18 protein-coding genes are annotated in these 21,297 nt (G+C 62.5%); 8 read left to right on the top strand and 10 right to left on the bottom strand.

The features are described 5' to 3' along the window. Positions 1-119 precede the first annotated feature (119 nt). The 5 genes from ACJJVH_RS22825 to ACJJVH_RS22805 all read left to right on the top strand — a co-directional run bounded on the left by ACJJVH_RS22825 (position 120) and on the right by ACJJVH_RS22805 (position 6,897). Complete coding sequence (locus ACJJVH_RS22825; RefSeq protein WP_112799883.1) at positions 120-1,376, top strand: arsenic transporter; 1,257 nt, start codon at positions 120-122, stop codon at positions 1,374-1,376. 57 nt (positions 1,377-1,433) lie between these two features. Then, a complete protein-coding gene (locus tag ACJJVH_RS22820) occupies positions 1,434-2,036 on the top strand; it encodes a TetR/AcrR family transcriptional regulator (RefSeq protein WP_112799881.1) in 603 nt (200 codons plus the stop codon). A 41-nt stretch (positions 2,037-2,077) separates the two neighbouring features. Beyond that, complete coding sequence (locus ACJJVH_RS22815; protein WP_112800291.1) at positions 2,078-3,055, top strand: zinc-binding dehydrogenase; 978 nt, start codon at positions 2,078-2,080, stop codon at positions 3,053-3,055. Between the two features lie 298 nt (positions 3,056-3,353). Then, positions 3,354-4,421, top strand: coding sequence for a GGDEF domain-containing protein (locus tag ACJJVH_RS22810; protein WP_412065222.1), 1,068 nt, complete (start codon positions 3,354-3,356; stop codon positions 4,419-4,421). A gap of 154 nt (positions 4,422-4,575) precedes the next feature. Beyond that, positions 4,576-6,897 (top strand): heavy metal translocating P-type ATPase, encoded by a 2,322-nt coding sequence (locus ACJJVH_RS22805; protein ID WP_412065221.1) that lies wholly within the window; start codon positions 4,576-4,578, stop codon positions 6,895-6,897. Positions 6,898-6,928: 31 nt separating this feature from the next. Here the strand turns inward: ACJJVH_RS22805 and ACJJVH_RS22800 are convergent, their stop codons facing one another. Continuing rightward, on the bottom strand, positions 6,929-7,723 hold the full coding sequence (locus tag ACJJVH_RS22800) for an AraC family transcriptional regulator (RefSeq protein ID WP_412065220.1): 795 nt from the start codon (positions 7,721-7,723) through the stop codon (positions 6,929-6,931). A 115-nt stretch (positions 7,724-7,838) separates the two neighbouring features. Here ACJJVH_RS22800 and ACJJVH_RS22795 point away from each other — a divergent pair, with 115 nt between their 5' ends. Together ACJJVH_RS22795 and ACJJVH_RS22790 are read left to right on the top strand one after the other, a co-directional pair. Then, on the top strand, positions 7,839-9,035 hold the full coding sequence (locus ACJJVH_RS22795; RefSeq protein ID WP_412065219.1) for an FAD-dependent oxidoreductase: 1,197 nt from the start codon (positions 7,839-7,841) through the stop codon (positions 9,033-9,035). 11 nt (positions 9,036-9,046) lie between these two features. Further along, positions 9,047-9,472 carry a hypothetical protein gene (locus ACJJVH_RS22790; protein WP_412065218.1) on the top strand — a complete coding sequence of 142 codons (426 nt, stop codon included), beginning with the start codon at positions 9,047-9,049 and terminating at the stop codon, positions 9,470-9,472. A 55-nt stretch (positions 9,473-9,527) separates the two neighbouring features. On the opposite strand, the gene ACJJVH_RS22785 is transcribed toward ACJJVH_RS22790, so the two are convergent. From ACJJVH_RS22785 to ACJJVH_RS22745, 9 genes are all read right to left on the bottom strand, one after another. After that, complete coding sequence (locus ACJJVH_RS22785) at positions 9,528-10,568, bottom strand: LLM class flavin-dependent oxidoreductase (RefSeq protein WP_412065217.1); 1,041 nt, start codon at positions 10,566-10,568, stop codon at positions 9,528-9,530. A gap of 12 nt (positions 10,569-10,580) precedes the next feature. Next, complete coding sequence (locus tag ACJJVH_RS22780; RefSeq protein ID WP_412066206.1) at positions 10,581-11,480, bottom strand: ABC transporter substrate-binding protein; 900 nt, start codon at positions 11,478-11,480, stop codon at positions 10,581-10,583. A 115-nt stretch (positions 11,481-11,595) separates the two neighbouring features. Beyond that, positions 11,596-12,540 (bottom strand): ABC transporter substrate-binding protein, encoded by a 945-nt coding sequence (locus tag ACJJVH_RS22775; protein ID WP_112799865.1) that lies wholly within the window; start codon positions 12,538-12,540, stop codon positions 11,596-11,598. A gap of 91 nt (positions 12,541-12,631) precedes the next feature. After that, complete coding sequence (locus tag ACJJVH_RS22770; protein WP_113392297.1) at positions 12,632-14,410, bottom strand: amino acid ABC transporter permease/ATP-binding protein; 1,779 nt, start codon at positions 14,408-14,410, stop codon at positions 12,632-12,634. A 40-nt stretch (positions 14,411-14,450) separates the two neighbouring features. Continuing rightward, positions 14,451-15,011, bottom strand: a complete 561-nt coding sequence (locus tag ACJJVH_RS22765; protein ID WP_112799861.1) for a GNAT family N-acetyltransferase — start codon at positions 15,009-15,011, stop codon at positions 14,451-14,453. Continuing rightward, complete coding sequence (locus ACJJVH_RS22760) at positions 15,008-16,207, bottom strand: M20 aminoacylase family protein (RefSeq protein WP_412065216.1); 1,200 nt, start codon at positions 16,205-16,207, stop codon at positions 15,008-15,010. The genes ACJJVH_RS22765 and ACJJVH_RS22760 overlap by 4 nt, the downstream gene beginning before the upstream one ends. Before the next feature lie 17 nt (positions 16,208-16,224). Further along, positions 16,225-17,574 (bottom strand): LLM class flavin-dependent oxidoreductase, encoded by a 1,350-nt coding sequence (locus ACJJVH_RS22755; RefSeq protein WP_113357497.1) that lies wholly within the window; start codon positions 17,572-17,574, stop codon positions 16,225-16,227. 23 nt (positions 17,575-17,597) lie between these two features. Next, positions 17,598-18,590, bottom strand: coding sequence for an LLM class flavin-dependent oxidoreductase (locus tag ACJJVH_RS22750; RefSeq protein ID WP_412065215.1), 993 nt, complete (start codon positions 18,588-18,590; stop codon positions 17,598-17,600). A gap of 325 nt (positions 18,591-18,915) precedes the next feature. After that, on the bottom strand, positions 18,916-19,827 hold the full coding sequence (locus ACJJVH_RS22745) for an agmatinase (RefSeq protein WP_113451410.1): 912 nt from the start codon (positions 19,825-19,827) through the stop codon (positions 18,916-18,918). Between the two features lie 407 nt (positions 19,828-20,234). Here ACJJVH_RS22745 and tauA point away from each other — a divergent pair, with 407 nt between their 5' ends. Next, positions 20,235-21,248 (top strand): taurine ABC transporter substrate-binding protein, encoded by a 1,014-nt coding sequence (gene tauA, locus ACJJVH_RS22740; RefSeq protein ID WP_412065214.1) that lies wholly within the window; start codon positions 20,235-20,237, stop codon positions 21,246-21,248. Positions 21,249-21,297: the final 49 nt, after the last annotated feature.

Genomic DNA, 21,297 nt, shown 5'->3' with positions numbered 1-21,297 from the left:
CGATGGGGCCATGCGCGACCTGGCGCGGAAATTTCTATCGAACGACATCGCCATAACTGTTTGCCATGTCTTCCGACAATGCTACCTATCCGCCTCGATTCATATCCAAGACGAATTGAATGACCGAAACCGCCATCACCTGGAGCATCGCCGGCCTGACAGCCTTGGGGGTCGTTACACGGCCGTTCCGGTGGCCGGAGGCGGTCTGGGCCATTCTCGGCGCAGCACTTCTTCTCGCCTTTCGCCTCATCGGCCTCGCCGATGTATGGGCGGGCGTCTCCAAGGGGTTCGACGTCTATCTGTTCCTGATCGGCATGATGCTTCTGTCGGAGCTTGCCCGGCGCGAAGGGCTGTTCGACTGGGTGGCGGCGATCGCCACCTCGCATGCCAGGGGTTCTCCCCGCCGGCTGTTCGTGCTCGTCTACATCGTCGGCGTGGTCGTAACGGTGTTTTTGTCGAACGACGCCACCGCAGTCGTGCTCACGCCGGCCGTTTATGCGGCATGTCGGGCAGCCCGGGTGAAGGATCCCATGCCTTACCTGCTGGTCTGCGCCTTCATCGCCAATGCCGCAAGTTTCGTGCTGCCGATTTCCAACCCGGCCAATCTGGTCATCTTCGCCGGCGGCGAGATGCCGCCTTTGTCGCGCTGGATGCAGACCTTCCTGCTGCCGTCGATCGTCTCGATCATCGTTACATTCGCCTGCCTCTACTGGACACAGAGGCGGGCGCTGGCGGAAGACGCGATCGCACGCGATGTCGGCCAGCCTGCGCTTTCGCACAGCGCCCGGCTGGCCGGATGGGGTCTTATCGTAACGGCTCTCATCCTGATCGGGGCCTCCGCCATGAATCTCGACCTCGGCATCCCGACATTCGCGGCAGGCGTCCTTACGACGATCGTCGTCCTCGCGCTCACGCGGCAAAGCCCCATGGAGACGGTCCGCGGCATAAGCTGGAGCGTGTTGCCCCTGGTTGCGGGTCTCTTCGTAATCGTCCAGGCGGTTGATCATACCGGCCTGACCGCCCTTCTTTCCGACAGACTTGCAGCGCTTGCGGCGCAATCCCAGGCGCAGGCGGTTGGAGCCGCCGGGCTCTCGGTTGCAATCGTCTCCAACCTCGTCAACAACCTGCCTGCCGGCCTTTTCGCCGGCAGCGCGGTGCAGGCCGCCCATGTTCCCGATTCCATCGCCGGTGCGGTGCTGATCGGCGTCGACCTCGGCCCCAATCTGTCCGTAACGGGCTCGCTCGCCACGATCCTCTGGCTTGCAGCCCTGCGTCGCGAGGGGCTTCACATGGGAGCACTGGCCTTCCTGAAGATCGGCGTCGCCGTGATGTTGCCGGCGCTGATCCTCTCCCTTGCAACGCTCGCGCTGATCTGACGGCGAACGACATCGAGTTTATAGACGACCGGTCGATTATTTGTTATCGCACCGACCATGGTGACAAAGCGGAAATCAGAGCTGACTCGCAGCCACATTCTCGCAATCGGGCGGGAATTGGTGCTGCGCAAGGGTTTCGGAGGCGTTGGCCTGAAGGAACTGCTCGAACAAAGCGCCGTGCCCAAAGGATCCTTTTATTATTATTTCGCCTCCAAAGAAGCTTTCGGCTGCGCCCTGCTGAAGCAATATTGCTCGGATTACGCAGAACGCCTCGATGCGCTTTTCGGCTGGAAGGGCAATGGCCGCCAGCGGGTGATGCATTATTGGAACGCCTGGCTTTCCGATGGCAACACCGCCAGCCTCGCCGATCGCTGCCTGGTAGTAAAACTTGCCGCCGAAATCTCCGATCTCTCGGACAACATGCGCGTGATCCTGCTCGGCGGCGTCGAGGATCTCATTCGCCGTCTCACCAAGACGATCACCGAGGGACGCGAGGATGGCTCCATTTCGCCCTCCTGCATTCCGGAAAAAACGGCCCGTTCCCTCTATAGCCTGTGGCTTGGGGCGGCGATCCTGGCCAAGCTTGGAAAAGACAGGACGCCGCTCGACCAAGCCATGCTCGCCACAGAGCAAGCGCTTTCCACATCCGGCAGCCTTTGATCCAAGGCCGGAGCCGCATGTCAACACACAAGGAAAACAAAATGCGCAGTGCCATCCACGATACCTTCGGCGATCCCGCTGCGGTCCTTTATCTGGCCGACATGCCCCTGCCGGAGCCGGCCGCGGGCGACGTACGCATTCGCACCATTCTCTCCCCCATTCACAATCACGACCTTTGGACGGTTCGCGGAGCCTACGGCTACAAGCCGATCCTGCCGGCCATCGGCGGCAGCGAGGCGGTGGGTATCGTCGATGCCGTGGGACCGGACGTCGACAAGACGCTGATCGGCAAGCGCGTCGTCGCCGCCGGCGTGCACGGCACCTGGGCCGAGCAATTCACGGCGCCCGCCGCCAGCCTCGTTCCCGTGCCCGATGTCATCAGCGACGAGGCTGCGGCGCAGCTCATCGCCATGCCGTTCAGCGCCATCGCGCTTCTGGAATTCCTCAATGTCCAGCGCGGCGACTGGATCATCCAGAACGCGGCGAACGGCGCTGTCGGCAAGACATTGGCAATGCTGGCGCACAGCCGCGGCATCCATATGATCAACCTTGTCCGGCGCGACGGCGGCATCGACGAGCTGTCGGCTTTCGGCATCGGAAATGCCGTCTCGACCGCTTCCACCGACTGGAAGGCTAAGGTGCGCGCCATGGTCGGCGACGCGCCGATCCGGGCTGCCGTCGATTCCGTCGGAGGCGTCGCCAGCAACGATCTGGCCGACCTACTGGGCGAAAATGGCCTGCTGGTTTCTTTCGGCACGGCAGCCGGCAAGCCCATGCAGATCGCCTCAAGGGCCGTCATCTTCAAGCAGCTGACGATCAAGGGCTTCTGGGGCATCAAGGTCAGCGCCGCCATGCCGGCAGATGAACGGCGGCGGCTGATCAGCGAACTGATCGCCAGGGTTGCTTCGGGCGAAGTCAAGCTGCCGGTGGAAGCCGCCTACGACATTACGGAGATCACGGAGGCGGTAAAGTCTTCGCTCGCCCCCGGCAAGGCCGGCAAGGTCTTGCTGAAGCTTTAGGTTTCCCTGCAGCAGCACTCGCCGGTCGTCGCCCGCGACCGGCGGCGCCTGCTTTGGCAGGGCCGCCGCGGGCAAATCGCCCCGCCTCGATTTGAACCTTTTCCAATGTTCATCTCCGGACGATTCTTTAGATCCTGCTCAGACTTTTGGGTTATCTAACGGAAATCCTTTGTAGTCAGCCGGAGAGTCATCGGTGAGCGCCGTGACATTGGAAGAGGTCGATCGTCAAATCCGCAACGGGTTTCGGCTCCTCCGTTTCGAACCGGCAATCGAATCGCTCTTCCTCCGGGACTACGCCGTGAATCGAGTACGCCTCGCCCTCGTCTGGGCGATCGTCGGCACGCTGATCTACGACATGGTCTATTTCGGCGACCGCACGATGATGGCGGATGTTTTCCCTCAACTCGTCATCGTACGCTTCGGAATATTCACGCCTTTCGCCCTGTTCAGTGTCGTTGCCCTGAGACGATGGCCGAGCGCGCTGAACTATGACCTGCTTGCCGTCGGCGTGGCGGTTCTCGGCGTCCTCCTGCCCATGTCCGTCGCCATGCGCAGCGGCAGCCCGTACCTGTTCGTCTACCAGAACGGCAATGTGGCCGCTTTTCTCTTCTTCGTCATCGCGCTCCGACCCCGATTCGTGACGATCCTGATCGGCCTTGCGCTGATGTGCGCGGTGCAGTTCACGACCACGAAACTCAGCGGCGCTTTCGACGATGTGGTTTATACCGGCATCGTCACCTTCTACGTGACGCTGGCGATCTTCCTGACGATCAGCGCCTACATCTCCGAGCATAAGGACAGGCTGAACTTCCTCAACCAGCTTCGCGGCAGCCTCCTGCATTCGCAACTCGAACAGAAATCGGAACGCGATGAGCTGACCGGCCTCTTCAACCGGCACTCCCTTGAGCGGGTGCGCTCTTCCGTCTGGCGGGCAGATGGCGGCATTCCCTGCGTCGCGATCGTCATGCTGGACATCGACCGGTTCAAACTGTTCAACGACGTCCATGGCCATATGGATGGCGATGGTTGCATTCGCGCCGTCTGCCACTGCATTTCGCAGGAAATCGGCGCAAGCGGCACTGCGTTCCGCTTCGGCGGCGAGGAAATTCTGGTCCTGCTGCCGAACGTCGATTGCGAGGCAGCTTTTGCGATCGCCGAAAGAACGCGTATCGCCATCGAGGCTCTCGGCATCCGCCACCGAGGACTCGACGACGGACAGGTGATTACCGCCAGCCTCGGCATCGCCTGCGGCGAAACCTCCAGGCAATCCCTCGGCGACCTCCTCAAAACGGCGGATGCCGCGCTCTATGAAGCCAAGAGGCACGGCAGGAACACCGTGTTCCCTCCGCGCGTCCCGCCGCAATAATCTCCACGGGAAATTTTGCGAGCAGCCTGGCAAACAATCTCCGGATCGACCGCCACCATCACGAGGGTCGTGCAAGAATCCGCAAAATCGCTCTTGTCCCTCTAGTAGCTAGAGGATGTAGCAATGGTTCCATGAGCCAATTCGGAACCGGAAGATGACGTCGACAACACAACAGAGCCGCTATCGGGTGGAAGGCATGGACTGCGCTTCCTGCGCCGCGAAAATCGACACGGCCGTCCGCCGCCTGCGTGGCGTGGAGGACGTTTCCGTCTCGGTCACGGCAGGCACGATGACGGTCAGTCACCTGGGCGACCCCGACCTGCTGCCAACCATCGCCAAGCGGGTTACGGGGCTGGGCTACAAGGTCTTTCCGCTTCCACAGGGGAACGCGCCGAGGCCAATCGTAGAAAAGGACGATCATGCCTGCGGCTGCGGCCACGATCATCATGACCATACGCCGCACGATCACGATCATGGTCCCACAGGTCACGATCACGGGCCGGGCGAACATCGGCACGATCACGCGGGACACGATCACCTATCCGACGAGCCCGCCACCGCAGCGGCCGGCCTCCACGGGCACGACCATGGACCGACCACCGGACCATGGTGGAAATCGGCCAAGGGGCGCCTGACGATTGCCAGCGGCGTGGCGCTTGCAGCGGCCTGGAGCATCGGGAAGCTTGTTCCCGCGCTGGATGCCTGGATCTTCATCGCTGCCATGCTGGTCGGCCTGGTGCCGATCGCCCGGCGCGCATTCATGGCCGCAAGGATGGGGACGCCCTTCTCGATCGAGATGCTGATGACGATAGCGGCAGTCGGCGCCGTCATCATCGGCGCCAGCGAGGAGGCCGCGGCCGTCGTCTTCCTGTTTCTGATCGGCGAGTTGCTGGAAGGCGTCGCCGCCGGCAAGGCGCGCGCCAGCATCCAGTCGCTGACGAATCTGGTGCCCAAAACCGCCCTTGTCGAAGAAAGCGGCAAGACCCGCGAGGTTCAGGCCGAAAGCCTCGATATCGGCGCCATCATCCTGGTCCGGCCCGGTGATCGCATCCCGGCCGATGGTGTGATCCTGTCCGGAGAAAGCGCCATCGACGAAGCGCCGGTGACAGGCGAAAGTACGCCGGTGCGCAAGGGCGCCGAGGCGACCGTCTTTGCCGGCACGGTCAACGGCGATGGCGCGCTGCGCATCCGCGTGACCGCAGCCGCGTCCGACAACACCATCGCCCGCGTCGTCAAGCTGGTCGAGGAGGCTCAGGAATCGAAGGCGCCGACAGAGCGTTTCATCGACCGCTTCTCCCGCTATTACACACCTGGCGTCGTCGTTGTCGGTGCGGCGGTCGCCATCTTGCCTCCCCTGCTTTTCGGCGGTGGCTGGAACGAGTGGGTCTACAAGGGCCTTGCCATCCTGCTCATCGGGTGCCCCTGCGCGCTCGTCATCTCGACGCCGGCGGCCATTGCCGCCTCGCTTTCGGCAGGCGCCCGGCGCGGCCTGCTGCTGAAGGGCGGCGCAGTGCTCGAGAATATCGGCAAGGTAACGGCCGTTGCCTTCGACAAGACGGGCACCCTGACGGAAGGCAAGCCCAAGGTCACGGATATCGTCGGCTTCGGCATGAGCGATACGGAGGTGCTGCGACTGGCGGCGGCGCTCGAAACCGGCTCCAGCCATCCGCTTGCGCGCGCAATCCTCGACGGTGCTGCGGCGGCGGGAATGGATATTCCTCAGGTCATCGATGCGAAAGCCATCGGCGGCAAGGGCGTCATCGGCACCGTGGGCGGCGTAGACGTGTTCCTCGGATCGCCGCAGGCGGCAGCCGACAAGGTTTCGCTGTCTGAGGAGCAATCGGCCCGAATCTCCGCGCTCAACGACGAAGGCAAGACCGTCTCCATTCTCGTCGTCAGCGGTTCCGCCACCGGCCTGCTGGCCATGCGCGACGAGCCGCGCGCCGATACGGCTGCCGGCCTCAAGGCACTTGCCGACGCCGGTATCAGGACGATCATGCTGACGGGCGACAACCAGCGCACGGCGCAGGCGATCGGCAAGACGCTAGGCATCGAGGTCAAGGCGCAATTGCTGCCCGAGGACAAGCAGCGCATCGTCGGCGAATTGAAGCAACAGGGGTTTCGCGTCGCCAAGGTCGGCGACGGCATCAACGACGCGCCGGCGCTCGCCGCGGCGGATGTCGGGATTGCCATGGGCGGAGGGACCGACGTCGCGCTGGAGACCGCAGATGCGGCTGTCCTGCATGGTCGCGTCGGCGATGTCGCCGAGATGATCGACCTTTCGAAACGGACCATGACCAATATCGGCCAGAACATCACCATCGCGCTCGGCCTCAAAGGTGTCTTCCTGGTCACGACGATCATCGGCATCACCGGCCTCTGGCCGGCAATCCTTGCCGACACCGGGGCAACGGTGCTGGTCACGGTCAATGCCCTGCGCCTGCTCGCCTCCAGACCGCGCCGCGTCGCGGCCTGAGCCAGTCTGCAGGCCCCCGCACAAGATCGCGTCAGGCCCGCCGGACGGAGAGATAGCGACGCGGCGACAGACCGAACGCCTTCCTGAACATGGCGATGAAGCTGCTTGCGCTCGCATATCCCAGATTGTCGGCGACGTCCGCTATCGGACTGCCGGCGCTCAGATATTCGAGCGCCAGCAGCAACCGCGCCTGCTGCCGCCAGCTGGCAAAGGACATACCCGTCTCGGCGTTGAAAAGCCGCCTGGCCGAGCGCTCGGATATGCCCGCCTGCTGCGCCAGCATATGGAAAGTCCCCTCGCCGGCCGGGTCCTGCAATACCGCCTCCGCGATGCGAAGAACGCGCCGATCCGCCGGCATGGGCAGATGCAGGCTTTCGCGCGGCGCGGCCCGCACTTCATCGAGCAAGACAACGGCAAGACGACGCTGCTGCGGAGAAAGCCTCTCCTCCCACTGCCATGTGGTCGCGCGACGCACCAGGGCTCGCAGCACTTCGCTCACGCTGAAGACGCATGGAACCTCGGGCAATCCGGCGCCGGCTTCCGGCGTCAGCAGGATACCCCAGCCGCTCAGCACGCCGTTGATCCCGGCCTTGTGCATTACGCCCGGCGGAATCCAGCCTGCGCGCTGCGGCGGCAGCAGCCATGAGCCGGTCGGCGTGTCGACGCGCACCAGACCGCTTTCAATGCAGAAAAGCTGTCCGCGCGCATGTGCATGCCAGTCATATTCCAGCGTTCCGAGACGGAAGGCGCTGCCGGGCTCGTCCGAACCCCAGAAGGCGATGAGCGGCGGCCCGTCGAGACGGTCGCCGAGATCTTCGATACTCATTGCTTGGTTTGGCCGTTTTGCAACATTTATAGTCCGAATGTCGTTACCACGCTCCGATGGCCGCGCGCTATCCTTCCCGCGCAAATTCGAAATCGAATAGCGAACGGAAGAAGCCATGCAGGACTTTCATGTCGTCATTATCGGCGCGGGCCTCGGGGGCCTGTGCCTCGCACAGGGATTGAAGCGCGCAGGGATTCGCTTTGACGTCTACGAACGAGATCCGGCACCCGATAGCCGCTTGCAGGGCTATCGCATCCGTATCGATGGAAACGGACAATATGCGCTGAAGGCATGCTTGCCGCCTGCGCTGTTCGACCTCTTTCGGGCAACCGCCTCCACCAGCCCGCGAGCTGCGCGCTTCCTGACCCCTCAGCTTCTGCCCGCCGGGGAACGCGCGCCGGCAAGCTGGGATACCGGCGGCGATCATGACGACGGCAACGGCGATCTCAGCGTCAACCGTCTGACGCTTCGCGAAATTCTGCTTTCGGGGATCGAGGATCGTGTTCATTTCGGGTACGCGTTTGTGCGGTATCGCCGCATGGAAGACAGCCGCATGGAAGTCCTGTTTGAAGATGCCGCGCCCATCTCCTGCAATCTTCTTGTCGGTGCCGATGGCGTCAATTCGCAGGTGCGCCGCCAACTGGCGCCCTCGGCCGAACCAACGGATACAGGCTCGGTATGCGTTTACGGCCAGGTCGAACTGCCGCTTGCGGTCGGTCCCGACCTGCTTGAAGACGGCACGACGGTCATCTTTGCCGATGGCTGCACGGCCATCCTCGATCTTATGCGGTTCGGCGGCGATTTTCCGCACCTTGCCGCCAGTCTCGCGCCCGCCTGCAAACTGACGCCGGTGGCCGACTATCTCTATTGGGCGCTGATCGGCCCGAGCCGCCGGCTGGGTCTTGAAACATCCGATCATACGCCGGTCATGCCGGCGTTACTCGAAACCGCGATGCGCGGCTGGCATCCCGAATTGCGGCGGATCATCGGTGCGAGCAAGGCTGCGGCAATCGCTGCACTGCCCGTCAGAACCGGACGCCCCGGAGTCCTCTGGCCGTTCGGAGCGGTGACGCTGATGGGCGACGCGATCCATGCCATGAGCCCGGCAGGAGGACTTGGCGCCAACACCGCGCTCGAAGACGCGCGCATGCTTGCGCATATCCTTGCCAAGGCCGGCGTGGATACGAAAACGATTTGCACGGCGCTGCTGGACTACGAGGCCGGCCTGCGTGAACGGGCAAGCCACGCCATCGCCATGTCGGATCGTGGCGCGGCGATGCTGTTTGCTGCAATCACCGATAAGATCGCTTGAGGAGACATGTCATGACCATCGACACGAGTTCTTTCGCCGTTCACGACGTTTCCCTCTGGCCGATCGTGTGCCAATCCGCCCGGTCCGTGCAGCCGGGTTATGCGGCGCAATGGTCCCGGGAGATGGACGCCATCCTCGCGATCTCGATGCCTTTCGTCGTGATCGTGGACGGGGATCAGCCTGCCGAAGAGCACGAGGATCGCAAGGCACGCGGCATGTGGCTGAAGAAGAACAAGTCGGCGCTCGCGGCAATTTGCAAGGCCGTGATCGGGATAGAGGCGAGCGCCGTCAAGCGTGCCGCCATGCAGGTGCAGATGAGCCTCGCCACGAAAGCGTTCGGCACACGGATGGAAATAGCTGCTTCCCGCCAGGACGCCCTGCAACTGGCCGAGCGAATCCTTACGGGTAAGGAAAACGCGGGATCTTCCATCGGTTAGAGCGAACGGGACCGGCATTCCGCCGATCCGCTCGCGCAGTTCTGCCCGGCGAAGCTCAGCATGCCGAGCGGCGCAGGACTGCGGCCTCTTTCCAACCCAGCTCCGGAGCGATCGAGGTTACGAAGTCGTGGATGATCTGCCGGTATTCCTCGTCGTGAAACTCGTAGGGCAGCTCCAGCCGGAATTCGCTGACGAAGGGCAGCACGGGATCGCTGCGCAGGCGTTCGAGGATCTCGTCGGACGAACCGACGAGATCGCGCGCGAAAAGCGTGCGGCGCTCACCCTGCGGCGAGAGCGTCCGCTCATGACGGCCGGCGGCATAGTCGGTATAGCGTTTGCGCGTGATCGCATCGGCGCTGTCGAAGGGAACGATGACCCGGCCGAGCGCCACCCGCCTCGTATCGCCGCCGGAAGCGCGATAGGTTTCCAGCTGCCGCGACTGCGCGACGAAAAAATCGTCGGTCTCCTCCCCCGTCGTGACATTGCCGATCAAAAGATTGAAACCGTTGCGTCCCGCCCATTCGGCCGAGCGCAGCGAGCCGCCACCATACCAGATACGATCGATCAACCCTTTTGCATAGGGTTGCAGGCGCGGACGTTGAGGCCCGAACGGTGTCCTGATGACCGTATCCGGATTGCCGAGATAGGCTCCCTTGAGATTGTCGGCAAACCGCAACACCCTTTGATGGGAAAAGTCGTGGCTTTCCCAGTCGCCGTCGAAGGCGAGCGGTCCGATCAGGTCCGCATGCAACGGTCGGCCGGCGCTGATCCCGATATTCAGGCGCCCGCGCGACAGGACATCCACGGTCGCCAGATCCTCGGCAAGCCGATACGGGCTTTCATAGCCGATGGGGATGACGGCGGTGCCGAGCTCGATGCGGCGTGTGCGTTGCGTTGCCGCGGCCAGAAAGGCGCTCGCCGAGGAAATGCCCGGCTCGAGATGGCGCTGGCGAACCCAGGCGCTATCGAAACCTCTCTGTTCGCCGTATTCAAGCAGTTGCAGGGTCTGTTCCAGGCCGGCCAGCGGATCTTCATCCGGATAGTTTCCTGGTGTGAGAAAGCCGATATGGCTGATCGACGGGGCTGGGCGGCTCATGCGGAAGTCTCCTCAATATTTCGGTAGGCCCGGCGGATTGGTTTCCGACTTCGGCAGCGCTTCTTCCGCAAGGTGCCAATGATCGAGAATCCTGGCGTAGGTTCCGTCCTTGATCAGACCGTTCGTTGCGATGGTCAATGCGGCCGCCAGTCCGCTGCCCTTGCGCGTCGTGATCGCCACATCGGAGCGATCCGGCCAGCCGGCGCTCAGCGTGCCCACGCGCTTGATGTTCCTGTCGCGGGCCGCGATGTAGACCAGCTGGGCGTGCGGCTGCACGATGACATCGGCCCGGTTCGACTGAAGGGCCAGGAGGCTTGCGGCATCGTCGTCGTAATATTGCAGCTCGATCGGCTTCAAGCCCGCTTTGACATCCTCGTCGCTCCATTTCAGCAGGATTCGCTCCTGATTGGTGCCGGCACCGACGATGATGCGCAGCCCAGCCGCGTCCTTCGGTTCCTTGATGTCGGTAATCTTGCTGTCGGACTTGACGAAGAAGCTATGCAGGCCCTGCCGATAGGTGGAGAAATCGAACTTCTCCTTGCGCTGCTCGGTGACACCGACATTGGAGATGACCGCATCGTATTTGCCCGAGGTCAGCCCGAGCGGCCAGTCGATCCAGGCAACGGGGACGAGCTCCAGCTTCAGCCCGAGCGCATCGGCAACCGCATAGGCGTAATCGGGATCCGCGCCGACCACGGTCTTCGCATCCGTCGCGTAGGTCGCAAGCGGCGGCCCGCCGGGCGCCACTGCCACCGTGAAGACGCCGGACGTGACAAACTTGAAATCTTTCGGGATGGCGGCAATGGCCGCTTCATCCCTCGTGGCATGAACACGGCCGGGCTGTTCGGGGCTGAGATCGAATTCCTCGGCCGCCTGTGCGGCGCCCAATCCGATCAAAGAGGCCGTCGCCATCGCCGCAAGTATGGTTTTGAGATCAGGAAGGAAAGTCACGAATAGGTCGCTCCATAAAGAAAACAAGTGAGCGGACCGGCGCGGGCCCCACCAACGCCGATCCGCCCGGCCAACATTACGAACCGCTCTTCGGCAGGCCCGCAGGGTTGGTTTTGGATTGATCGATCGCTTCGGCGCTCAGGCTCCAGTGCTTCAGCACTTCTCCGTACTTGCCGTCCTTGATCAGATCGTTGAGTGCGAGGGTGAGAGCGTCGGCAAGCCCTGCCCCCTTCTTTGTCGTTACGGCGATTTCGGCCGTCAGCGGCCAACCGCCGGAAACAATGCCGACGAGCTTCCTCGTGCCGTTGATGGAGGCATTGTAGGCTTGCGTCGCATTCGGATTGAATTCGACATCGGCGCGACCGGACTGCAGCGCGAGATCGGCAGCTGCGCGGTCGTCATAGTACTGTACCTCGATGGGCTTCAGCCCGGCCGCGACATTTTCCCGATCCCATTCGAGAATGATCTTCTCCTGGTTGGTGCCGGCGCCGGTGATCACTTTCAGCCCGGCCACATCCTTCGGTTCCTTGATCGACGTGATCTTGCTGTCGGCCTTCACGTAGAAGCCGAGCACATCCTTGCGATAGGTCGAGAAGTCGAATTTCTCCTTGCGCTCCTCGGTGACGGTCACGTTGGAAATGACGGCGTCATACTTGCCGGAGGAGACGCCGAGCGGCCAATCCTCCCAGGCGACCGGCACCAGCTCGAGCTGAAGGCCGAGAGAGTCCGCAAGCAGCTGCGCAATATCCGGATCGCCACCGACGACGGTCTTGGCATCGGTCGCATAGGTGGCGATCGGTGGATCCCAGGGGTTGATCGCCACCGTGAATTTGCCGGGACTGACGAATTTGAAGCTCGGCGCGATCGCCTTGATTGCCGCTTCGTCCTTTTCCGCCCTGACGCGGTTGGACGTATCCGGGCTCAGATTGAATTTCTCAGCCGCCGCCGCGGTCGTGCAGGTCATCGCCATCGCCGTCAGCACGCCGGCAAAGACGTATTTCGTTCTCTCGATAAATGCCATTTCCCTTCTCCTTATCAACCTTAAGTTGTTATCATTGCCATCACCGTCTAGACGCCTGCTGCGACAGGGCATCCGAGGCTGTCTGTATCCGCTAGAGAACCTTGGCGAGGAAAGCGCGGGTGCGCGGGTGCCTCGCATCGCTGAAGACCTGCGCCGGCGAGCCGGTCTCTATAATGTGCCCGCCCTCCATGAAGACGACGGTATCGGCGACCTCGCGGGCAAAGCCGATCTCATGGGTGACGATCACCAAGGTCGTTCCGGTGCGGGCCAGCTCCTTGATCACGTCGAGCACTTCGCCGACAAGTTCCGGATCGAGCGCCGAAGTCGGTTCGTCGAACAAAAGCACCTTCGGCCGCAACGCCAGGGCGCGGGCGATCGCGACACGCTGCTGCTGGCCACCGGACAGCTGGCGGGGATAAGCATCGATCTTGTCACTCAGCCCGACGCGGGCGAGCAGCTCCCGTGCGAATGCGACAGCCTCGTCGCGGCTCAGGCCCCTCACCTGTATCGGAGCCTCGATAAGGTTTTCTAAAACAGTAAGATGCGGGAACAAGTTGAAGTTTTGAAAGACCATGCCGATATCGGTCCGGCGCTTCAGGATGTCCTTCTCCTTGAGTTCGTAAAGCACATCGCCTTTCTGCGTATAGCCGACGAGGTCGCCGTCCACGGAGATGAAGCCGCCATCGACGCGCTCCAGATGATTGATGGCGCGCAGCAAGGTCGATTTTCCCGAGCCCGACGGGCCTATGACGGCCGTCACGCTGCCGGCAGGCAGGCTGAGTTCGATATTGTCGAGGACTTTCAGTGCGCCAAAACTCTTCGATATGCCGTGGATACGCACCGCTCCGCCCTTGGCACGCCAGTCCGCCGTGCCGCGCGAACCACCGAGCGTCAAACCGTTCACACTCGCCGAAGGTGCCGACAGAGGGCGACGGAAGCGCTGGAAGTAGGCCTGAAAGGGCAAGGGCGTGGGATTGCGCACCGCGCCCCTGGAGAAATAACGCTCGATATAATGCTGCACGATCGACAGTACCGTCATGATGACGAGATACCAGACGGTCGCCACCATCAGCAGCGGAATGACTTCCAGATTGCGGCGGTAGATGACCTGTACCGTGTAGAAGAGCTCCGGCAGAGCGAGCACGTAGACCATGGACGTGCTCTTGGCGAGACCGATGATCTCGTTGAAGCCTGTGGGCAGGATGGATCGCATAGCCTGCGGCAGGACGATGCGAAATGCCTGGCGGCGGCGCGGCAGACCGAGGGCGGCCGCCGCCTCCAGCTGTCCCTGGTCGACCGACAGGATGCCGCCGCGAACAATTTCCGCGAAGAAAGCCGACTGATTGAGCGTCAAACCGAGAAAGGCTGCCGCAAACGGCGTCAGCAACTGCGTGGTCGGATAATCAAAGAAGACCTTGTCGGTAAACGGAACGCCTATTGTAATTGTTTCATATAGATAGCCGAGATTGTTAAGAACCAGCAGCAGCACGATCATCGGAATTGAACGCAGCAACCAGATGTAACCCCAGGAGAGGCTTGCAAGCAGCGGCGACTTCGAAACGCGCGCCAGCGCCAGCGCCGTGCCGAGAATGGAGCCGGAAACGGCGGCAAGTGCCGTCAGAAGCAACGTTCTGCCAAGTCCCACCAGCACCGGCTCGGCAAAAAACCATTCGGCAAAGACATTCCAGCCCCAGCGCGGATTGGTGAAGGTGGAATAGAGGATGAGCGCGAGGACGAGCGCGGCAAAGATCGTGCCTGCCGTGCGTCCGGGATGCCGCGCCGGCACGATGCGGTAACGCGAATAATCCGTCTTCTTCTCGGCGGTTTCCGTGCCTGGATCGACATTCGCAAAATCCGTCGTCAGCGCCATGATGCTTGTCCCTTATGGTTGTGATTGACCCGGCTGGCCGTCATCGTCCGGCGGCAGCCAGGCGCTGCGGTGAGCCGGAGGCTTCGGCGAGGTAGGACAAGGCCAGGTGGCTGATATCCTTCTCGAACGGCAGGCTCTTGTAGATTTCCGGATCGACCTTGGTGTCGAAGAGCGCCGTATAGCCGTTGGTGAGATAGAGGCCGACGGCCTCGGGCTGGCGGAAGCCCGTCGTCAGGTAAATGCGCCGATAACCTTGCCGGGCAGCCTGCGCTTCCAGCTCCACCAGCAGCGCCCGCGCCAGTCCCTGACGGCGCAGATCGTGCCGGGTCCAGATGCGTTTGAATTCCGCAGTCCGGTCGTCATAGTGCTTGAAGGCCCCGCCGCCGATCGTCTCGCCATCGCGCAACAGCAGGAGGAAGTTACCATGCGGCGGCGCGAAGGCCTCCGGCGGATAGCGATTGAGTTCGGCGGCCGCTCCTTCGGCATTGAAGTAATTGCCGTAGCGACTGTCATATTCGTAGATCAGCTCGTCGATCAGCGGCTTGGCGCGCGGGTCCAGCGGGGTCGTGTAAACAAACGTATCGCTCATATCGGTCGTCACCTGTTGTCATCCGCAAGGAAAGTTTCGGCGAGCCGCACCCAATAGCGGGCGGCGGGCGCAATGATCGCGTCGTTGAAATCGTATTGGGCGCTATGCAGCGGCGCGCTGTCGCCATTGCCGACGAAGAGATAGCTCCCCGGCTTCGCCTCCAGCATGAACGCGAAATCCTCGCTTGCCGTGCGCGGGCGGAAATCAGCCTCCACGGCGGCGGCCCCAAGCGTCTTCAAGGCGACATTGCGGGCGTAGGCGGTTTCATCGGCATGGTTGACGAGCGCGGGAAAGCCGAGGCGATAATTGACCTCGGCCAGGGCCCCGAAGCTTTCGGCCTGCGCGCGCGCAAGTGCGGGAATCCGTTCCTGCAATCTGGCGCGGACCTGCTCGCTGAAGGCGCGCATGGTCAGCTTCATCTCGACGCTCTCGGGGATGACGTTCGAAGCCGAGCCGGCATGAATGGAACCAACGGTTGCGACCGCCATGTCCTGCGGATCGATATTGCGCGAGACGACGCTCTGGAGCGCCGTGATGAACGAGGCCGAGGCCAGAACGGGATCGACAGCACGATGCGGCTCGGCGCCGTGACCGCCTTTTCCGACGATCTTGACGACAGCCTGATCGACGGAGGCCATCGCCGGACCGGCGACGAAGCCGAATTGCCCTGCTGCCACGCCGGGCCAATTGTGCAGCCCGAAAACGGCATCGACCGGAAAGCGATCGAAAAGCCCTTCCGCCAGCATCTTGCGTGCGCCCGCGCCGATTTCCTCGGCCGGCTGGAAGATCAGCCGCAGCGTGCCATTGAAATCGCCGTTTTCGGCGAGATAGCGGGCAGCCGCCAGCAGGATCGACGTATGCCCATCGTGACCGCAGGCATGCATGACGCCGGGATTGCTGCTGGCATAGTCGAGCCCTGTTGCCTCTTCGATGGGCAACGCATCCATATCGGCACGGATGCCGAGGCTGCGCCGCCCATCGCCCCGCTTCAGCGTTGCGACGACGCCTGTGCCGGCTATGCCCGTCGCGACGTCATACCCCCAGTCTGCCAGAAGCGACGCGATCTTCTTGGCAGTTCGATGCTCCTGAAAGGCAAGTTCGGGATATTGGTGCAGATCGTGCCTCAGCGCGACGATCTCATCGAGATAGCTGGCGATCCCCGTCTCGACCGGGTCGCTGACCGAAGGGGTTTTGATGATGGCGTTCATGGTGATCGTCCGGGGGCTCAGGCACCCACGGCCTTTGCGGGTTCGATGCCATCGGGCGCAGCGGCATAGCGGCTTTCGCGGAACGGCAGACCGAGGTGATCGCGTAGCGTCTCGCCCTTGAGCTCGGGATCGAAATAGCCGCGCTGCGTCAGGATCGGCAGGACATGCCTGGAGAAATCGTCGAAGCCTTCGCCGATGACCGGGAAGCCGAGAATGAAGCCGTCTGCGCCTTCCTCATCCACCCAGCGGATGATTTCATCGGCAATGTGCTCGGCGGTGCCGATGAAGGAGCTGCGAGGCGTTGCCGCATCGAGCGCCACTTCGCGCAGGGTTAGCCCCTTTTGCCGCGCGGTGTTCTTGATCCTGTCCGTCGTGGCGCGGAAATTGTTGCGGCCTATGTCGCCCAGATCGGGGAATTGCTCATCCAGCGGATAGACACTGAAGTCGTGATGGTCGAAGAAGCGACCGAGATAAGCGAGCGCCTCCTCGATGGTAACGAGGCTGCGGATCGCCAGGTATTTGGCCTCCGCCTCCTCCTGCGTCGTGCCGACGATCGGGCCGATGCCCGGAAAGATACCGACATCGGCGGCACTGCGGCCATGCGCGATCGCGCTCTGCTTCACCTGCTTGTAGAAGGTCTTGGCGTCGTCGAGCGGCCCGCCATTGGTGAAGACGGCATCGGCGTGCTTGCCCGCGAGCCGGATACCGGAATCGGAAGCACCCGCCTGGAACACCACCGGCTGGCCCTGTCTGGACCGGCCGATATTGAGCGGACCTTCGATGCGGAAGAACCGGCCCTTATGGTTCAGGCGGTGCAGCTTGGATTTGTCGGCATAGACGCCCGTCTCGCGATCGCGCACGAAGGCGTCGTCGTCCCAGGAGTCCCACAGGCCCTTGATGGCATCGAGATATTCGTCGGCGATCTCGTAGCGCAGCTCATGCTCGGGATGTTCGCGGCTATAGTTACGGCCGGACCCTTCGAGCGGCGACGTTACCGCATTCCAGCCGGCGCGACCGCCGCTGATGACATCGAGCGAGGCAAACTGCCGGGCGATGGTGAAGGGATCGCTATAGGACGTCGAAACCGTGCCCACCAGGCCAAGTTTGGTCGTAAAGGCGGCAAGCGCGGAAAGGATGGTCAGCGGCTCGAACCGGTTGAGGAAATGCGGAATCGACTGTTCGTTGATGTAGAGCCCGTCGGCGACGAATGCGAAGGCGATGCCGGCCTCTTCAGCCTTGCGGGCCGTCTTGACGAAGAAGTTGAGGTTGGTGCTGGCGTCGGCCGGGACGCTCGGATGTTTCCAGGCGTTCATGTGCCCGCCCGGGCCTTGCAGCATGATACCGAAAGTGACGTGTTTCTGAACCATGATGGTCCTCCTGGGATGGCCGCTCAGGCGACGAGCGAAAGGCGTTCTTTGGCGAGCAATTCTATGGAGTTGAGCCGTTCGGCCGCCGTCAGTGCCGGAGTATCGAGCACGAACTCCTCGACGCCGTAGCGGCGATGGAGCGTATCGAGTTCGTCCCGGATCTGCGCTGCCGTACCATGCAGCACGCTCGGCGCCTTCTCCTCCGTTCGGAATTCGGAAAAACCCGCCTGACGGGCAAATTCAGCCGCCTGTTCCTGGGTGCCGACATTGACGCTCTGGCCATTGGGCAGGAACAGCTTGACGATCCGGAGCCGGCCGACACGGTCGCGGGCATGTGCCTCGCTGTCGGCGGCGAAAGCGGCGAGCGCCAGGATCGGCACCTTGCCGCCAGTCGCATGCCGATAGGCCTCGAACGTCTTTTCGAGATTTTCCGGGTCCCCGTTCAGGTGGCCGGCGAAAACCAGAGTCCAGCCTTTTTCCGCAGCCAGCCTTGCGCTTTCGACGCTGGCGCCGAGAAGGAAACGCTCCGGCGCGCGCGGTGGGAACGGCGTCGCAAGAGCGCCTTCCGATTGCAGGTCGGTGGCCAGATAGGCATTGATGTCGGACAGCTGTTCGGCGAAATCAGGCTTCTTCTCAGGGTCGAATGCACGCTGCAGCGCGCGCGTCGACAGTGGAAATCCGCCCGGCGCCTTACCGACGCCGAGATCGATCCGGCCGGGCGCCAGCGAGGCCAGAAGATTGAAAATCTCCGCAACCTTGTAGGCGCTGTAGTGCTGCAGCATCACCCCGCCGGAGCCGATGCGGATCTTCGAGGTTCTGGCGAGAAGATAGGCGATCAGCACCTCCGGCGCCGAACTTGCCAGATTCGCCATGTTATGGTGCTCGGCGACCCAGAAGCGATGATAACCGAGTTCTTCGGCCCTGGTGGCTAAACGCGTCGTGGCACCAAGGGCGTCGGTGGCGCTGAGCCCCTGCTCGATCGGGCTCTTGTCGAGAAGGCTGAGGAGATAAGACATGCCGTTTCATCCATGTTTGCCCCCGATGCCGACCATCGAGCGCTATAATCTATAAAAAACATAGATTTTAAGTAATTTAAGAAACAGCTTTCTTTTTCTTCCGTCGGATGCGGAAAAAATCGGCAGTCAACCGAGGGAACGGGATGGGGCTTTACGAAGATGCGGAAACTCTGCCCTGACAGGACCGACTAAAGCCGGCGCGTGTCTGCAGTCGGCAGGCCACGCAAGCGGGACGGCGCGAAAGGCGATCTTGCCAACCCGCGAACATCCCTCCCGGTAGCAGGCGGAGCCTCGGTGGTTCCGCTGCCGCCGCGGGAATCGCGCCTCAATATTGCCGAACGATCGCACCGATCGCATTCGCGAGAAGGCGTGCGGCGGTCAGGGCCGTGAGACCGTCGATATCGGCGGGAGGATAAAATTCGACGAGGTCGAATCCCGCAATCCTCGCCCGCTTGCCGAGGCCGGCGATCAGTTCGATCACCTGCGTATAGGTCAGGCCACCGGGCGTGCGCGCCGCCACGCCCGGCATGACGCCGGGATCCAGGCCATCGCAATCGAGGGTCACGATCACTCGCGCTCCCTCCGGTATGTGCCGGAGGGCTGCTTCGATCCCCTGAGCATGAAGCTCGCGGGCGGTGACGAAACGGCTGCCATAGTGGTGCGCCGCTTCGATTTCGCCGGAACGAGCGCTGCCGACGCCGCGAATGCCGACCTGCACGATGCCGGCGACATGCGGCATCTCGCTCGCCCGGCGCATCGGGCTCGAATAGCCGTAGCGTTCGCCATGCAACTCATCACGCCAGTCGATATGGGCGTCGATCTGCAGAATCCACACCGGCCCGTGATCGGAGAAGCCGGCAAAGAAGGGAATGGGCACGGAGTCGTCGCCGCCGAGCAGAATCGGCACGCCGGACAATCCCAGTACCTCGCGCGTCTTGGCCTCGATCGCATCCCTGTTGCCTGCGTTGTCATGCATGACGGTCGGAATATCGCCTGCGTCGATGCAGCAGGCCGGCTTACCATCGAAAAGCGGCCCGCCGAGATCGAAATCCCAATGCTCGACAAGTGGAGCGTCCCCCTGGCTGGCGGCGCGAATGGCGGCGGCGGCAAGGGCGTAGCCGCTGCTGTCCTTGCCGGGATAGGTGGCACCGTGACCGGCTCCGAAGATCACCGCGCGCGGCGCGCGGCCATCCGTGAGTCGATCTGGAAAGCCGAGGAAAGGAAGTGAGACGGTCATTTCACGATGATCCTGATGATGGCTTGGCGAAGGCTGCGACCAAAAACCCTTTCATGCAACAATGGCGGGCGCGAGACTAGCCGATCTCGCTCCAATCAACAGGATTGGTTCAAATCGAACACGCTGCGGCAATGACGGCATCCGGCGCATCCTGCAGGAAAGCGCCTCGTGCCGATACTCGTCGACACCGCCATTTTCGAACGCGGAGCGACGATGCCGATCATGTGCGCTCCGCTGCCCGGAAACATGCCAGCGCTGTCGTCTCATCCAATTCGAACAAACAATTCCCCTTATAGTCTATAAAAATAGTTTGTTATTTCTGTCGATCCCCGCCCCTTCTTCGCTAGTCTTCCCTCATTGCACTCAGGGAACCGCCGGAAAACAGAAGTCCGGCCAAGGGGACAAACATGAAGTTCAAGACACTGATCACCGCCGCCGTCATCGGCCTCGCCAGCATCTCGATGGCAACCGTTGCGGCCGCGGCGGACAAGAAGGTCGTCGTCGGCTACCAGACGGATGCACTGCCCTCCTCCGTCGCGATCGCCAATGGCGATTTCGCCAAGGAAACGGGCTATGAGATCGATTTTCGCAGGTTCAACTCCGGTGCGGAGATTTTCGCCGCCATCGCGTCCGGCGATGTCCAGATCGGCTATGTCGGCTCCAGCCCGTTTGCGGCAGCCGCCTCGCGCGGGCTGGAGGTGAAAGCCTTCTACCTGTCGTCCATCTCGGGCATCGATGAAGCCCTGGTCGTGCGCAACGGCTCCGGCATCAACACGCTCGCCGATCTGAAGGGCAAGAAGCTTGCCGCTGCGCCCGTATCGACCGACCACTATCAGCTTCTGGCCCTCATCAAGTCGCTGGGGCTGAGCGAAAAGGACGTACAGGTCTTCGCCGTCCCGCAACCGGAGATCGTCGCCAGCTACAATCGCGGCGATATCGACGGCGGTTTCGTCTGGGATCCGGCGCTGACCGAGCTGAAAAAGAACGGCAAGGTGCTGGTGACGTCCAAGGATGTCGCCGACAAGGGCGCTCCGACATTCTCCGCCTGGGTGGCAACCTCGAAATTCGCGGCCGACAATCCGCAGTTCCTCAAGGCCTACGCCTCGGTGATCAACAAGTACTACGCCTCCTTCGCCGCAGACAAGGCCGCCTGGGGACCGGATAGCGACAATGCGAAGACGCTTGCCAAGCTTCTCGGCGGCACGGCGGACCAGCAGGCCGCGGCATTGAAGAACCTGACGCTGTTGACGCCCGACGTGCAGGCATCGGCGGCATGGCTCGGCGGCGGCGACCAGTCCGGAGCCGCCAAGATCCTGAAGGACACTGCGACCTTCCTGAAGAGCCAGGGAAAAGTCTCCGAAGTCCTGCCGAACTACGGCGCATTCGTTACCGCCGACGCGCTCGTCAGCGCCAGCAACTGATCCTCCCGGACACCGGCGCGCACGTCGCGCCGGTGTCGAACCTTTGCGA

Source organism: Rhizobium sp. SYY.PMSO, assembly GCF_046840415.1.
Lineage (GTDB): Bacteria > Pseudomonadota > Alphaproteobacteria > Rhizobiales > Rhizobiaceae > Rhizobium.
The sequence above is the reverse complement of the archived record's forward strand: the minus strand, read 5'-3'. Positions and strand labels throughout refer to the sequence as shown.

Bases quoted from the DNA above. Each gene is read 5' to 3' on its own strand.
- ACJJVH_RS22825 (WP_112799883.1), top strand. From the start codon at position 120: ATGACCGAAACCGCCATCACCTGGAGCATCGCCGGCCTGACAGCCTTG.
- ACJJVH_RS22820 (WP_112799881.1), top strand. From the start codon at position 1,434: ATGGTGACAAAGCGGAAATCAGAGCTGACTCGCAGCCACATTCTCGCA.
- ACJJVH_RS22815 (WP_112800291.1), top strand. From the start codon at position 2,078: ATGCGCAGTGCCATCCACGATACCTTCGGCGATCCCGCTGCGGTCCTT.
- ACJJVH_RS22805 (WP_412065221.1), top strand. From the start codon at position 4,576: ATGACGTCGACAACACAACAGAGCCGCTATCGGGTGGAAGGCATGGAC.
- ACJJVH_RS22800 (WP_412065220.1), bottom strand. From the start codon at position 7,723: ATGAGTATCGAAGATCTCGGCGACCGTCTCGACGGGCCGCCGCTCATC.
- ACJJVH_RS22795 (WP_412065219.1), top strand. From the start codon at position 7,839: ATGCAGGACTTTCATGTCGTCATTATCGGCGCGGGCCTCGGGGGCCTG.
- ACJJVH_RS22790 (WP_412065218.1), top strand. From the start codon at position 9,047: ATGACCATCGACACGAGTTCTTTCGCCGTTCACGACGTTTCCCTCTGG.
- ACJJVH_RS22785 (WP_412065217.1), bottom strand. From the start codon at position 10,568: ATGAGCCGCCCAGCCCCGTCGATCAGCCATATCGGCTTTCTCACACCA.
- ACJJVH_RS22780 (WP_412066206.1), bottom strand. From the start codon at position 11,480: ATGGCGACGGCCTCTTTGATCGGATTGGGCGCCGCACAGGCGGCCGAG.
- ACJJVH_RS22775 (WP_112799865.1), bottom strand. From the start codon at position 12,540: ATGGCATTTATCGAGAGAACGAAATACGTCTTTGCCGGCGTGCTGACG.
- ACJJVH_RS22770 (WP_113392297.1), bottom strand. From the start codon at position 14,410: ATGGCGCTGACGACGGATTTTGCGAATGTCGATCCAGGCACGGAAACC.
- ACJJVH_RS22760 (WP_412065216.1), bottom strand. From the start codon at position 16,207: ATGAACGCCATCATCAAAACCCCTTCGGTCAGCGACCCGGTCGAGACG.
- ACJJVH_RS22755 (WP_113357497.1), bottom strand. From the start codon at position 17,574: ATGGTTCAGAAACACGTCACTTTCGGTATCATGCTGCAAGGCCCGGGC.
- ACJJVH_RS22750 (WP_412065215.1), bottom strand. From the start codon at position 18,590: ATGTCTTATCTCCTCAGCCTTCTCGACAAGAGCCCGATCGAGCAGGGG.
- ACJJVH_RS22745 (WP_113451410.1), bottom strand. From the start codon at position 19,827: ATGACCGTCTCACTTCCTTTCCTCGGCTTTCCAGATCGACTCACGGAT.
- tauA (WP_412065214.1), top strand. From the start codon at position 20,235: ATGAAGTTCAAGACACTGATCACCGCCGCCGTCATCGGCCTCGCCAGC.